Source organism: Winslowiella toletana (genome assembly GCF_032164335.1).
GTDB lineage: Bacteria > Pseudomonadota > Gammaproteobacteria > Enterobacterales > Enterobacteriaceae > Erwinia > Erwinia toletana_A.
Window position 1 is genome coordinate 3,608,126 of sequence record NZ_CP134152.1, and the last position, 13,683, is coordinate 3,621,808.

A 13,683-nucleotide genomic window follows, 5' to 3' on the forward strand; every position below is an offset into this window, starting at 1 on the left:
ACAGGGTGAATGAGCCACTGAATATAATATAGCAATCGTCGTGCCAACTTTTAAAATTAATTATAAACATATGATTTTAATCATGAAAATTTTAAATTGATTTTTAACCCTTCGGCACGTTTGCCCGGACGATCTGCAAAAGTGTCGCCAAAAAGAAACAGTAGCGTTAAATTTAATAAGATACTTTAAATATCATGAGCTTAAATGTCTCCTTATGGAGACACTAAAAACCACGACTTGTCGCAAATTTGCAACGCAACGAATTTACCCTAAAAAAAAGGCCGGAGAACCCGGCCTTTATCTTGTGGTGGTGACTTAACCCAGCTGTTTACGCGCGTTACGGAAAATGCGCATCCACGGACTGTCTTCGCCCCACTCGGCCGGATGCCAGGAATTGCTGACGGTACGGAATACACGCTCCGGATGTGGCATCATAATGGTCACGCGACCACTTTCATTGGATACCGCAGTGATGCCGTTTGGTGAACCATTAGGGTTCGCCGGATAGTTTTGCGTTACTTTACCGAAGTTATCGACGTAGCGCAGTGCCACCAGCCCCTGATTCTCCAGCGCGGCAAGATGCGCGTTATCCCGCACCTCAACAAAGCCCTCGCCGTGAGAGACGGCGATTGGCATACGAGAACCGGCCATGCCTTGCAGCAGCAGCGACGGGCTGGCTGCAACTTCTACCAGGCTGAAGCGCGCTTCGAAACGCTCTGACTGGTTACGCACGAAACGCGGCCAGTTTTCGCTACCCGGAATCAGTTCACGCAGGTTAGACATCATCTGGCAACCGTTACATACGCCCAGCGCCAGCGTCTGCGGACGATGGAAGAAGGTTTCGAACTCGTCGCGCACGCGGCTATTGAACAGAATAGACTTCGCCCAGCCTTCGCCAGCTCCCAGCACATCACCGTAAGAGAATCCACCACAGGCCACCAGCGCCTGGAATTCTTCCAGACCACGACGCCCCGCCAGCAGATCGCTCATGTGCACGTCGACAGCATCAAAGCCAGCACGATGCCAGGCCGCTGCCATTTCGACATGGGAATTAACGCCCTGCTCGCGCAGCACCGCCACTTGAGGACGCGCACCCTTGGCGATAAACGGAGCGGCAATATCCTCTTCCGGTTTAAAGCTCAGCTTAACGTTCAGCCCCGGATCGTTGTCATCTTTCTTCGCGTCATGTTCCTGATCGGTACATTGCGGATTATCGCGCAGACGCTGCATCTGCCAGGTGGTTTCTGCCCACCAGGTACGCAGCGTAGTACGACTTTCGCTGTACACGGCACTGTCACCGGAACGGATAACAAAGCGGTCGCCGATTTGCGCTTTACCGAGGTAATGCACACAAGCTGCGAGGCCGTTATCAGCCAGTACCTGTTCGACTTGCGCACGGTCCTGCGCGGCAACCTGAATCACTGCGCCCAGCTCTTCGTTAAACAACGCAGCCAGCGTATCGCTGCCCAGCGCGGCAATGTCGGCTTCCACACCGCAATGGCCGGTAAAGGCCATTTCTGCCAGCGTAACCAGCAGACCGCCATCGGAGCGATCATGGTAAGCCAGCAGTTTTTCATCGGCGACCAGCGTCTGAATAGCATTGAAGAAACCAGCCAGCTGTTGAGCATCACGGACATCGGCAGGTTTATCACCCAGTTGACGATAGACTTGCGACAGTGCGGTAGCGCCCAAAGCATTCTGGCCCTGGCCTAAATCGATCAGCAGCAGCGCGTTATCCTGCTGCGGCTGCAGCTGTGGCGTTACGGTACGGCGCACGTCTTCAACGCGGGCAAACGCGGTAATCACCAGCGACAGTGGCGAGGTCATTTCACGCTGTTCGCTACCCTGCTGCCAGCGGGTTTTCATCGACATTGAGTCTTTGCCCACCGGAATGGTAATACCCAGCGCCGGACACAGCTCTTCGCCCACCGCTTTTACCGCTTCATACAAGCCAGCATCTTCACCCGGATGCCCGGCTGCCGCCATCCAGTTTGCTGACAGCTTAATCCGCTTCAGCGAACCAATTTGGGTCGCGGCAATATTGGTCAGCGCCTCGCCCACTGCCAGACGGCCCGATGCGGCGAAGTCCAGCAGCGCAACCGGTGCGCGCTCGCCCAGCGCCATCGCTTCGCCATAGTAGCTGTCGAGGCTGGCGGTGGTAACCGCACAGTTAGCGACCGGAATCTGCCACGGTCCAACCATCTGATCGCGTGCTACCATGCCGGTTACGCTACGGTCACCGATAGTAATCAGGAAGGTTTTCTCAGCCACGGTGGGCAAATGCAGCACGCGATTAACCGCGTCGGCAATGGAGATGCCGTCACGGATCAGCGCTTCGCCTTTCGCCTGTAAAGTGGTGACATCGCGGGTCATTTTCGGCGTTTTGCCTAACAGCACGTCCAGCGGCATATCGATAGGTTTGTTATCGAAATGGCTGTCGGAAAGCGTCAGATGCAGCTCTTCGGTCGCTTCACCGATGACCGCATAAGGTGCGCGTTCGCGTTGACACAGGCTGTCAAACTGCGCCAGCTTCTCCGGTGCTACTGCCAGAACATAGCGCTCTTGCGATTCGTTACACCACACTTCCAGTGGGCTCATACCCGGCTCGTCGCTGAGAATATCGCGCAGGTTGAACTGACCACCGCGCTCACCATCACTGACCAGCTCCGGCATGGCGTTGGAAAGACCGCCAGCGCCCACGTCATGAATAAACAGAATCGGGTTATCTTCGCCCAGCTGCCAGCAACGGTCGATCACTTCCTGACAACGACGCTCCATTTCCGGGTTATCGCGCTGTACCGAAGCGAAGTCCAGATCGGCATCTGACTGGCCAGAGGCCATTGATGACGCTGCGCCGCCGCCGAGGCCGATATTCATTGCCGGGCCACCCAGCACAATCAGCTTGGCACCCACAGTGATTTCACCTTTCTGCACATGGTCAGCACGGATGTTACCGATACCGCCCGCCAGCATAATCGGCTTGTGGTAACCGCGCAGCTCAACGCCGTTATGGCTGTTTACCCGCTCTTCATAAGTACGGAGATAACCCACCAGCGCCGGACGACCAAATTCGTTATTGAATGCCGCGCCGCCCAGTGGGCCTTCAGTCATAATATCCAGCGCGGTCACAATGCGATCGGGCTTGCCGAAATCTTCTTCCCACGGCTGTTCAAAGCCCGGAATACGCAGGTTGGATACTGAAAATCCTGTCAGGCCAGCTTTCGGCTTTGCACCACGTCCGGTCGCGCCTTCATCACGAATTTCACCACCGGAGCCGGTCGCCGCACCTGGCCATGGCGAAATCGCCGTTGGGTGGTTATGGGTTTCCACCTTCATCAGGATATGCGCGTCTTCCTGATGGAAATCGTAAACACCTTTATCAGCATCAGCGTAGAAGCGGCCAACCTGCGAGCCTTCCATTACCGCCGCGTTGTCTTTATAGGCAGACAGCACGTGATCCGGCGTTTGCTCAAAGGTATTTTTAATCATTTTGAACAGCGATTTAGGCTGTTGCTGACCATCAATAATCCAGTCGGCATTGAAAATTTTATGACGGCAGTGCTCGGAGTTTGCCTGGGCAAACATATACAGTTCGATGTCGTTCGGGTTGCGCCCCAGTTTTTCAAATGCCGCCAGCAGGTAATCAATTTCATCGTCGGCCAGCGCCAGACCCAGCTTCTGGTTAGCCTGCACCAGCGCATTGCGGCCTTCACCCAGCACGTCCACGCTTTGCAGCGGCTGTGGCTGATGATGGGCAAACAGTTGCTGCGCCTGCTCCAGTTCAGTAAACACCGTTTCCATCATGCGGTCATGCAGCAATCCGGCCAGCTGTGACCACTGTGCTTCAGTCAGCTGCGGTGCCTGAATATAGAAGGCCAGACCACGCTCAAGGCGCAATACCTGCGGCAGATCGCAGTTGTGGGCAATATCTGTCGCTTTTGAAGACCAGGGAGAAATCGTGCCTGGGCGCGGGGTCACCAGCAATAAACGCCCTTCCGGCGTATGCTCAGCGAGAGACGGACCGTACTTCAACAGACGCTGAAGGCGGCTCTTTTCATCAGCGTTTAATGGCGTGCTGACATCAGCAAAATGGACGTACTCGGCGTAAATATCACTCACCGGCAGGTGAGCGTCCTGAAAGCGGGTCAGCAATTTGTTAATACGAAATGCCGACAGAGCGGGCGAACCACGCAGAATTTCCATCATCAAAGATCTCTCGTCTTCGAAGCGCCGGGCGACGCTTCTTTGGGCGCAACAGGGAAAACGGGCGCTATTATAGAGAATCCGCGCAGCCAACGAAACCGTTTGCGCATAATTTCTCGGATACCAGAATCGGCTTAAATTTGCGCAAATCCTGCTGAATAAGTTGCGGCGCGGCACTTTGTTGCGCAAAATGCCTCACGCTCTGGGAAATCTACCATAACTAATACTGCCGTAAGAGACAGAAGCCCACGGGCTACCGAGAGATAACTATTTGAAACGCCTAAAAATTAATTATCTGCTGATCGGGCTGATCACCGTGCTGCTCGCGCTTGCGCTGTGGCCGTCGATCCCCTGGTACGGGAGTTCGGAAGACCGAATTGCACAGATAAAATCGCGGGGCGTACTACGCATCAGCACGATAAATTCCCCGCTAACATATTTCACCATCAATAAATCACCAGCGGGTATGGATTACGAGCTGGCAAAACGCTTCGCCGATTATCTCGGTGTCAGACTGGAAGTGACGGTTCGACAGAACCTCAGCGACCTGTTTGACGATCTGGATGATGATAAAGCGGATTTGCTGGCTGCCGGACTGATTTATAACAGTGAAAGACTGGAGCGGTTCCGCGCCGGTCCTGCTTACTATTCGGTTTCACAGCAGCTGGTGTACCGTATCGGGAAGCCGCGACCAAAAAGCCTCGGCGATCTGAAAGGACGTCTGACGGTAGCTTCCGGCTCCGCCTACTTATCCACACTGCGCAATATCAAAGAGAACGAGTATCCCGATCTCGACTGGGCCATCTCGACCGATCAAGGCCCGAAGGCGCTGCTGGAAGCGGTAGCTGACGGCAAACTCGAATACACCATCGGCGATTCCGTGACTGTCGGATTGCTGCAACGCATTCATCCGCAGCTGGCCGTGGCTTTTGATATTACCGATGAAGAGCCGGTAACCTGGTATTTGCAGCGCGATGAGGATCATAGCCTCGATGCAGCGATGCTGGACTTCTTCAGTCAGATGAGTGAAGAAGGCAGCATGGCGCGACTGGAAGAGAAGTATCTTGGTCACGTCGGCACCTTTGACTACGTTGATACCCGCACCTTCCTGCGTGCCATCGACGATATCCTGCCGGATATCAAACCGTTGTTTAAACAATATTCCAGCAATATTGACTGGCGCTTGCTGGCGGCTATCTCCTATCAGGAGTCGCACTGGAATCCGCAGGCGACCTCCCCTACCGGCGTGCGTGGTCTGATGATGCTGACGCGCAACACAGCGGACAGCCTCAATGTCGATGATCGGCTAGATCCCGAGCAGAGCATTCGCGGTGGCAGCGAATATTTACAGCGGATGATGGAAAAAGTGCCATCGACAATCCCGGAGGACGAACGCATCTGGTTTGCGCTGGCGGCCTATAACATGGGATACGCGCATATGCTGGATGCGCGCCGGCTGACTGAAAAGCAGCAGGGGAATCCGGACAGCTGGGCCGACGTAAAGACGCGTCTGCCAATGCTCAGTCAGAAACGCTATTACAGCCAGACCACCTACGGCTATGCACGCGGCCATGAAGCCTATGCTTACGTAGAAAATATCCGTAAATATCAGATTAGCCTGGTAGGATACCTGCAGGAGCAGGAGCGGAAAATTGCGCAGCGTGCGGCGCTGGAAGCGGAGCTGGGCAAGGGTTATCCGGCGGTGCAGCCGGATATTGCAATGCATTAATAGGTAAGGCGGCGCGAGCGTGTCGCCTTACTGATTTACCGGCTTGCGCAGCGCTTTTTTCTGTTCACGACGCATGCGGAAAAAATCACTTAACATTCCGGCACACTGCTGCGCCAGAATCCCCTCGGTCATTTCAACCTGATGATTCATACCGGGATGACCGAGCACATCAAGCAATGAACCCGCAGCGCCGGTTTTCTCATCGCGCGCGCCAAATACTAAACGTCCGATGCGGCTGTGTACGATAGCACCGGCGCACATCACGCAAGGTTCAAGTGTAACGTACAGCGTGGTATCAATAAGACGATAGTTCTCCAGCACTTTTCCGCCCTGACGCAGCGCCATAATTTCCGCATGGGCTGTCGGATCGTGATGCCCGATAGGACGATTCCAGCCTTCGCCAATCACCCGATTGTTTTGCACCAGCACCGCGCCGACCGGCACTTCGCCTTCATCCCAGGCACGCTGTGCCAGCGTTAAGGCATGACGCATCCAAAATTCATCGTTGTAATCGGTCACCTGAGTCTCCAGTGGCAAAAAGCGCGGGGCATTATACATAAAACTGCGGGGAGACTAACTGAAAGCTGTTACAGGCGACGAGAACGCCGCCCGTAGAATTGACCGGTTTATTCCAGCTGTTGCAGCTTACCTTCCGGGGTCACGCGCCAGCGATGCTGGCAGAAGAACAGCAGCGGGTTATCCTGCTTACTGTCGCTGTAACCACTGTGCAGCTGTAGCGGCGTGCCAATCTGCTCTTCCAGCTGCGCAACTTTTTCATGGCCTAAACAGCGCATCGACAGTACCCGCCCGCCATAACCGCGCGTCATCTGGCTGGCGATTAACTTCACCCGCGGCAGAAACGCCGAGTCATAGTAAACTTGCTCAACCAGCGGCTGCGGCGACCCGGTGATCAACCAGACATCGGCATCCTCGCTGCTGAGGTACTCCTTCAGGCGTTGTTGCACCACCGGAAAGGCCGTCACGCGCTGGCGAAACCACTGGGCAAAAGCTTTTTCGCGCTGCTGTAATCGCGCTTCGCTGTGACCAAAGGTAATCGACCACAGCAGCAGACTCATCGGCCAGCGGGCTGCACGACCTTTTATTAACAGCCCCAGCCCTATCACTGGCAGCAAAGGCACCACTAATAACAGGTTGATCGGCTGACGCCACAGCAGATAGCGCATATAAGTGCCAAACATATCCTGTTGATGCAGCGTACCGTCTAAATCAAAAAATACTACGCGCCTTGGTGTTCCCTTAGTCAAACCTCTCTCCTCAGGACAATAAATCCATAAATCAGGCAATCTGCGTCGCCATCGTCAGGGTTACAGTAACAAGTGTAGTCAGAAGCGGTAAAGCCGATCGGGGTTTATGCCGATGATGTTTCCATACCACTTAACCTTTTTACCTGCTTTAATCATGGATCGCACAGTGTGGCACACTAGACTAAGTTATTCATATTCAGGGCTTCATGATTATCATCAGGTCGCACCAATCAGAGGAAAACAGAATGAGTTCACTGCTGCGCATTCGTCAGCTGTATCCCACACTGGCGCTGAACGAACGGCGACTGGCGGATTTTTTGCTGTCACAGCCGGATCGCGCGCGTCATCTCAGCTCGCAAAAGCTGGCGGAAGAGTCCGGCGTCAGTCAGTCCAGCGTGGTTAAATTTGCGCAAAAGCTGGGCTATAAAGGCTTTCCGGCGCTGAAACTGGCCTTGAGCGAGTCGCTGGCCGAAAAAGATGCGATCACTGTACACAACCAAATTTTAAGCGATGACCCGCTCAAAGTGGTGGGGGAAAAGTTATTTGCCGAAAAGCAGTCGGCAATCCGCGCAACGCTGGATATTAACAGTGAAGAAAAACTGCTGGAGACTCTGCGGCTGCTGAAATCGGCACGCCGTATAGTGCTGGTTGGTATCGGCGCTTCCGGGCTGGTCGCAAAAGATTTTTCATGGAAGCTGATGAAAATAGGTATCAGCGCGGTGGCAGAGCAGGATATGCACGCGTTGCTGGCCAGCGTGCAGGCGCTGAGCACCGGCGACTTACTGCTGGCAATCTCCTATACCGGTGAACGACGTGAAATTAATCTTGCCGCACAAGAGGCACAGCGCGCCGGCGCCAGCGTGCTGGCATTTACCGGCTTTACGCCAAATACCCTGCAACAGTGTGCATCCCACTGCCTGTATACGGTAGCGGAGGAGCAAAGCACGCGCAGCGCAGCCATCTCTTCGACCACCGCTCAGCTGGCGCTGACCGATCTGCTGTTTATGGCGCTGGTTCAGAACGATCCGCAGCGCGCCTCCAGCCATATTCGTCACAGTGAAGAGCTGGTGAAAAAGTTGGTCTGATTAGCCGTGCGGCGTATAACACCCGCGCATTTAATCCTGTTATTGATTGAGAGGGTTATGCCGCGGCCGATCACCAAAAAATGTTTTAACTGTGAGATGCGAGGCCGCCTGGTTTGCATTTCAGCAACGCAAAACGCTTGCCAAATCTCAAGCCATCCACAAGGGCATGCTGGAATTGGGCTTACACTCCTCCGCTCGCGAGAAGGCTGCTTTATGACGGGGATCATTGGGGGCAATTTCTTTTTGTGTTATCGTCTGCGACACAGAAAATCCCTGTTTTTTGCCGACTGATATACTGTGCTCATATATGAGGGTAATCCGATCAGCTTTTGCCGTGTGTGCTGCTGCAAAGGATTTTAACAGTATATAACCAACTGATTTTAAATCGATTTAAGTGTAAATATTGAAATGGCTTTATTAATAACCAAGCGCTGTATTAACTGCGACATGTGTGAGCCGGAGTGCCCGAATCAGGCGATCTCGATGGGAGATGAGATCTATCAGATCGATGTCGATCGCTGCACCGAATGCGTTGGCCACTATGACACGCCAACCTGCCAGCAGGTTTGCCCGATCGACAACACCATCATTACTGACCCGCTGCATATCGAAGCAAAAGAAACGCTGTGGGAGAAGTTTGTGGTGCTACATCATCCGCTTTGATGATGCAACAACGGCGGCAGTTACGCCGCCGGTATAGCCGTACTCAACTTTCGATTATCACCGTTGCGCAGGCATAGTTGCGCTCATCCGCCAGCGTCACGTGCACATGTTTGACCCCAAGCTTCTCCGCCACTTCGGCTGCATGCTGGAAAAAACGCAGCCCAGGTTTGCCCAGCTCATCGTTGTACACTTCGAACTGATTAAATGCTAACCCCCCACGAATCCCCGTACCAAAAGCTTTGGCAGCGGCTTCTTTGACGGCAAAACGCTTGGCGAGAAAACGCAGCGGCTGCTTATGTGCCTGATATTGTGCCCACTCATTGGCACTCAGCACCCGCTGGGCAAGGCGATCGCCAGAACGAGAGATCACCCCTTCAATGCGCGCAATCTCAACGATATCTGTGCCGAGGCCGAGAATAGCCATTAGCGTCGCGCTTCCCGCATCAGCTGCTTCATCTCTTTCACCGCATCTGCCAGCCCGCTCATTACCGCACGGCCAATAATCGCATGACCAATATTCAGTTCATGCATTTCCGGCAGCGCAGCAATTGGCAGCACATTATGATAGGTCAGCCCGTGTCCGGCATTCACCTTCAGGCCTTTACCCGCTGCATAAGTAGCAGCATGGCTGATTCGGGCCAGCTCAGCATCACGCGCCGCGCCCTCTTCGGCTTCCGCATAGGCACCGGTATGGATTTCAATATAGGGTGCGCCGGAGGCCACGGCTGCATCAATTTGCGCTTCATCCGCATCGATAAACAGTGAAACCAGGATGCCGACCGCGTTCAGACGCGTTACCGCAGCGCTGATTTTTTCCAGCTGACCGGCAACATCCAGCCCCCCTTCCGTAGTGACTTCCTGACGTTTTTCCGGCACCAGGCAGCAAAAATGGGGTTTGATTTCACAGGCAATATCGACCATCTCGTCGGTTACCGCCATCTCCAGATTCATCCGCGTCTGAATGGTCTGACGCAAAATGCGCACGTCGCGGTCGGTAATATGACGACGATCTTCACGCAGGTGAACGGTAATACCGTCTGCGCCAGCCTGTTCGGAAACAAAAGCCGCCTGAACCGGATCGGGATAGTTGGTGCCACGCGCATTACGCACGGTAGCCACGTGATCGATATTGACGCCTAACAACAACTCAGCCATGACAATCCTCAAATTTTTTGCCAACGTTAGATGCAGTTTACAACGTTCAGCGCCAGAGGCGGTATGACCTGCTGCTATTCCCCGGCGGGTGGCGATGCGTCTGCGCGTTTTTTCGGCACAAACTGACGAAAAAGCTCCTGGCTTTTAAGCGGCTTGCCGCCAAGATAGGGTTTTAGCGCGATGCGGGTAAAGCGTTTCGCCGCGCGTAAACTGTCGGCATCCGGAAACTCACGCTCATACAGCGCGCGCAAATGGCGGCCGGTAAAGCTGCGGTTATTAACCACCATGCTGGCGATAAAACCTCGCTCTTCACGATAGCTGTAGGTCATCTCATCGGCTACCTCTTCCCCGCTGCCTGCGCAGTGAAGAAAATCAACGCCATAGCCAAGGTGGCCCAGCATCGCCAGCTCAAAGCGGCGCAGCGCGGGTTCAGGTGAACCGCTGGCAGCGGCCAACGACTGGATGCAATGGAGGTAATCGAAGAACAGTTCAGAAAAGGCGGTTTCGTGCTGAAGCACGCGGGAGACCAGCTCATTGACGTACAGGCCGCAGTAGAGCGTAATGCCGCTTAGCGGCAACGCCAGCGACACCGCTTCGGCACCGCGTAAGGTTTTCACTTCGCCGCGCCCACCCCAGCGAATCAGCAGCGGGGTGAAAGGCTGCAAAGCACCTTTCAGGCTGGAGCGTTTTGAGCGGGCACCTTTCGCCAGTACCCGCACGCGACCGTGACTTTCGGTAAACAGATCTAACAGCAGACTGGTTTCGCTGTAGGGGCGTCCATGCAGGACAAACGCGCGTTGCCAGCCTTCCATTTAGCGCTTAAAGATCGTCAACGTAGCCCAGGCTGCGCAGCGCACGTTCGTCATCCGCCCAACCAGACTTCACTTTTACCCACAGTTCAAGGTGCACTTTCGCCTCGAACATATCTTCCATATCTTTACGCGCTTCAATACCGATAGTTTTGATCTTGGCACCCTTGTTACCAATCACCATCTTCTTCTGGCCTTCACGCTCAACCAGAATCAGGCCATTGATATCATAGCCGCCACGTTCGTTGGTAATAAAACGCTCAATCTCAACCGTTACCGAGTACGGCAGTTCAGCACCGAGGAAACGCATCAGCTTTTCACGGATGATCTCCGAGGCCATAAAGCGCTGCGAACGGTCGGTGATATAGTCTTCCGGGAAGTGATGGATCGCTTCCGGCAGACGTTTACGCACCAGGCTGGCAATAGTATCGACATTCTTACCGCTTTCGGCAGAAATCGGCACCATATCCATAAAGTCCATCTGCTGTGAGAGGAACTGCATATGGGGCAGCAAAATGCTTTTATCCGTGACGTTATCAACCTTGTTGATCGCCAACAGCACCGGCACTTTGCCATCTTTAAGCTTGTTCAACACCATTTCATCGTCAGCGGTCCAGCGCGTGCCTTCAACCACAAAGATCACCAGCTCAACATCACCGATAGAGCTGCTGGCGGCGCGGTTCATTAAACGGTTAATGGCGCGCTTCTCTTCCATGTGCAAGCCCGGCGTATCCACATAGATCGCCTGATAAGCGCCTTCAGTGTGAATACCCATAATACGGTGACGGGTGGTTTGCGGTTTACGCGAGGTGATGGAAATCTTCTGCCCCAGTAACTGGTTCAGCAGTGTCGATTTTCCAACGTTTGGGCGGCCTACAATAGCTATAAAGCCGCAATGGGTCTGTTGTTCGCTCATTCGAGTCCTGGCTTGATCAGCGCCTGACTGGCAGCTGATTTTAGTTTGTTATTCACCTATTCAAGTCCCAGCTTGATCAGCGCCTGTTCGGCCGCTGCCTGTTCAGCTTTGCGACGGCTTGATCCGGTGCCCACCACCGGTTCTGCCATACCGCTAACCTGACAGTGAATAGTAAATTCCTGGTCATGCGCTTCGCCACGTACCTGCACCACCAAATAGGATGGCAGCGGCAGATGACGACCCTGCAGATACTCCTGCAGACGCGTTTTTGGATCTTTCTGTTTGTCGCCCGGGCTAATCTGGTCGAGACGCGACTGATACCAGTTCAGAATCAGCTGCTCGACAGTCTGGATATTGCTATCCAGGAAGACGCCGCCAATCAATGCTTCGACGGTATCCGCCAGAATCGACTCACGACGATAGCCGCCGCTTTTAAGTTCACCCGGCCCAAGGCGTAAGCACTCACCGAGATCAAACTCGCGTGCCATCTCCGCCAGGGTATTTCCCCGCACCAGAGTGGCGCGCATACGACTCATATCACCTTCATCAACCCGCGGAAAACGGTGATAAAGGGCATTGGCAATCACATAACTAAGAATGGAATCACCCAGGAATTCGAGTCTTTCATTGTGTTTGCTGCTGGCGCTACGGTGGGTTAATGCCTGCTGCAATAATTCCTGATGAGTAAAAGTGTAGCCCAGCTTTTGCTGCAGCCTGTTAATTACGATGGGGTTCATGCGTTACCAATTTCAAGAATGCGTCAATTATTCTGCACACGGAACAGGGCTGACTGAAAGACCAACACTAAACAGTTTCGTTTGCAGTGGCTTCCCGCAGGAAGCCAACCTTTAAATCTTTGTTGCCCGCATCATTGCGGGCGCAATTAATGAATACCGCCAATACGACTTAAACGCACGCCGGTCGGCCACTCACCTTCTTGCTTCTCAAAGCTCATCCAGATCGCCGTCGCTTTACCGACCAGATTCTTCTCCGGAACGAAGCCCCAATAACGGCTGTCTGCGCTGTTATCGCGGTTATCGCCCATCATAAAGTACTGGCCCTGCGGCACCACCCACGTTGACTGTGGCTGACCCGGCTGACGATAGTACGCGTCTGGCTGGCTTGGCACTTGAAGCGTCATCAGAATGTTGTGCTTCACGTCACCCAGCGTTTCTTCACGCGTGGCAAGGCGCAGGCCACCCTTCATCGATTCGCCCTGCGGTACCTGGAAGAATCCGCTGCCGGATTCATTGCCATCAAAACCGCTGAAGGTCTGAATAAAGCCGCTTGGCTGCACGTCGGTGTAAGTCACCGCCAGCGCTTTGTCGCAAGGCTGGCCATTATCACAGGCCGGATTAATCGTCAGCGTTTTGCTGTCCGGATCGTAGCTGACACGGTCACCAGGCACGCCGATTACCCGTTTAATATAATCCACACTCGGCTGTTTAGGGTATTTAAACACCGCAACATCACCACGTTTCGGATGCCCGGTCGGGATCAGCGTAGTCTGGGTGATCGGATCTTTAATTCCGTAGGCAAATTTCTCCACCAGAATAAAATCACCGATCAGCAAAGTTGGCATCATTGAACCGGAAGGGATCTGAAAGGGTTCGTAAACAAACGAACGCACAATAAATACCACTGCCAGCACCGGAAATACCGAGGCTGCCGTTTCGACCCAACCCGGCTGTTTAGCCACTTTGGCCAGCGTTTTTTCATCGACAGCGGTGCCGGTTTGCGCCCGCACCTCAGCCTGCTTCGCACGGCGCGCAGGCGCCCATTTGAACTTATCGATACACCAGATGATGCCGGTCACCAACGTTGCCAGTGCCAGGATCAGGGCGAAAGTATTAGCCAT

Annotated in this window: 12 protein-coding genes; 3 read left to right on the forward strand and 9 right to left on the reverse strand. The window is 53.9% G+C overall.

The features are described 5' to 3' along the window. Positions 1 to 315 precede the first annotated feature (315 nt). A complete protein-coding gene (purL, locus tag RIN69_RS16825) occupies positions 316 to 4,206 on the reverse strand; it encodes a phosphoribosylformylglycinamidine synthase (RefSeq protein WP_313853203.1) in 3,891 nt (1,296 codons plus the stop codon). Between the two features lie 268 nt (positions 4,207 to 4,474). Between purL and mltF the strand changes: the two genes are divergently transcribed. Beyond that, positions 4,475 to 5,932 carry a membrane-bound lytic murein transglycosylase MltF gene (mltF, locus tag RIN69_RS16830; protein ID WP_313853204.1) on the forward strand — a complete coding sequence of 486 codons (1,458 nt, stop codon included), beginning with the start codon at positions 4,475 to 4,477 and terminating at the stop codon, positions 5,930 to 5,932. A gap of 27 nt (positions 5,933 to 5,959) precedes the next feature. Here mltF and tadA read toward each other — a convergent pair whose 3' ends face one another. Further along, on the reverse strand, positions 5,960 to 6,490 hold the full coding sequence (tadA, locus tag RIN69_RS16835) for a tRNA adenosine(34) deaminase TadA (protein WP_313853206.1): 531 nt from the start codon (positions 6,488 to 6,490) through the stop codon (positions 5,960 to 5,962). 68 nt (positions 6,491 to 6,558) lie between these two features. Next, complete coding sequence (gene yfhb, locus RIN69_RS16840; RefSeq protein ID WP_313853208.1) at positions 6,559 to 7,197, reverse strand: phosphatidylglycerophosphatase C; 639 nt, start codon at positions 7,195 to 7,197, stop codon at positions 6,559 to 6,561. 245 nt (positions 7,198 to 7,442) lie between these two features. Between yfhb and RIN69_RS16845 the strand changes: the two genes are divergently transcribed. Together RIN69_RS16845 and RIN69_RS16850 are read left to right on the forward strand one after the other, a co-directional pair. Further along, positions 7,443 to 8,282 (forward strand): MurR/RpiR family transcriptional regulator, encoded by an 840-nt coding sequence (locus tag RIN69_RS16845; RefSeq protein ID WP_313853210.1) that lies wholly within the window; start codon positions 7,443 to 7,445, stop codon positions 8,280 to 8,282. A gap of 408 nt (positions 8,283 to 8,690) precedes the next feature. Then, a complete protein-coding gene (locus tag RIN69_RS16850; protein WP_313853212.1) occupies positions 8,691 to 8,945 on the forward strand; it encodes a YfhL family 4Fe-4S dicluster ferredoxin in 255 nt (84 codons plus the stop codon). A 43-nt stretch (positions 8,946 to 8,988) separates the two neighbouring features. Here the strand turns inward: RIN69_RS16850 and acpS are convergent, their stop codons facing one another. The 6 genes from acpS to lepB form a co-directional block, all read right to left on the reverse strand. Further along, positions 8,989 to 9,369, reverse strand: a complete 381-nt coding sequence (gene acpS / locus RIN69_RS16855) for a holo-ACP synthase (protein ID WP_313853214.1) — start codon at positions 9,367 to 9,369, stop codon at positions 8,989 to 8,991. Continuing rightward, entirely contained in the window at positions 9,369 to 10,100 is a 732-nt protein-coding gene (gene pdxJ, locus RIN69_RS16860) for a pyridoxine 5'-phosphate synthase (RefSeq protein WP_313853216.1), read from the reverse strand. The genes acpS and pdxJ overlap by 1 nt, the downstream gene beginning before the upstream one ends. A 74-nt stretch (positions 10,101 to 10,174) precedes the next feature. Continuing rightward, the gene (recO, locus tag RIN69_RS16865; protein WP_313853217.1) at positions 10,175 to 10,912 is read right to left on the reverse strand and encodes a DNA repair protein RecO; all 738 of its coding nucleotides are present in this window, start codon (positions 10,910 to 10,912) and stop codon (positions 10,175 to 10,177) included. 7 nt (positions 10,913 to 10,919) lie between these two features. Next, positions 10,920 to 11,825: a GTPase Era gene (gene era / locus RIN69_RS16870; RefSeq protein WP_313853219.1), complete on the reverse strand. Its 906-nt coding sequence runs from the start codon at positions 11,823 to 11,825 to the stop codon at positions 10,920 to 10,922. Positions 11,826 to 11,881: 56 nt separating this feature from the next. Further along, positions 11,882 to 12,562 (reverse strand): ribonuclease III, encoded by a 681-nt coding sequence (gene rnc / locus RIN69_RS16875; protein WP_313853221.1) that lies wholly within the window; start codon positions 12,560 to 12,562, stop codon positions 11,882 to 11,884. Between the two features lie 146 nt (positions 12,563 to 12,708). Then, positions 12,709 to 13,683, reverse strand: coding sequence for a signal peptidase I (gene lepB / locus RIN69_RS16880; protein WP_313853222.1), 975 nt, complete (start codon positions 13,681 to 13,683; stop codon positions 12,709 to 12,711).

Coding starts and splice junctions, on each gene's coding strand:
- pdxJ (WP_313853216.1), bottom strand. CDS start 10,100: ATGGCTGAGTTGTTGTTAGGCGTCAATATCGATCACGTGGCTACCGTG.
- purL (WP_313853203.1), bottom strand. CDS start 4,206: ATGATGGAAATTCTGCGTGGTTCGCCCGCTCTGTCGGCATTTCGTATT.
- lepB (WP_313853222.1), bottom strand. CDS start 13,683: ATGGCTAATACTTTCGCCCTGATCCTGGCACTGGCAACGTTGGTGACC.
- acpS (WP_313853214.1), bottom strand. CDS start 9,369: ATGGCTATTCTCGGCCTCGGCACAGATATCGTTGAGATTGCGCGCATT.
- rnc (WP_313853221.1), bottom strand. CDS start 12,562: ATGAACCCCATCGTAATTAACAGGCTGCAGCAAAAGCTGGGCTACACT.
- recO (WP_313853217.1), bottom strand. CDS start 10,912: ATGGAAGGCTGGCAACGCGCGTTTGTCCTGCATGGACGCCCCTACAGC.
- tadA (WP_313853206.1), bottom strand. CDS start 6,490: ATGTATAATGCCCCGCGCTTTTTGCCACTGGAGACTCAGGTGACCGAT.
- RIN69_RS16845 (WP_313853210.1), top strand. CDS start 7,443: ATGAGTTCACTGCTGCGCATTCGTCAGCTGTATCCCACACTGGCGCTG.
- RIN69_RS16850 (WP_313853212.1), top strand. CDS start 8,691: ATGGCTTTATTAATAACCAAGCGCTGTATTAACTGCGACATGTGTGAG.
- era (WP_313853219.1), bottom strand. CDS start 11,825: ATGAGCGAACAACAGACCCATTGCGGCTTTATAGCTATTGTAGGCCGC.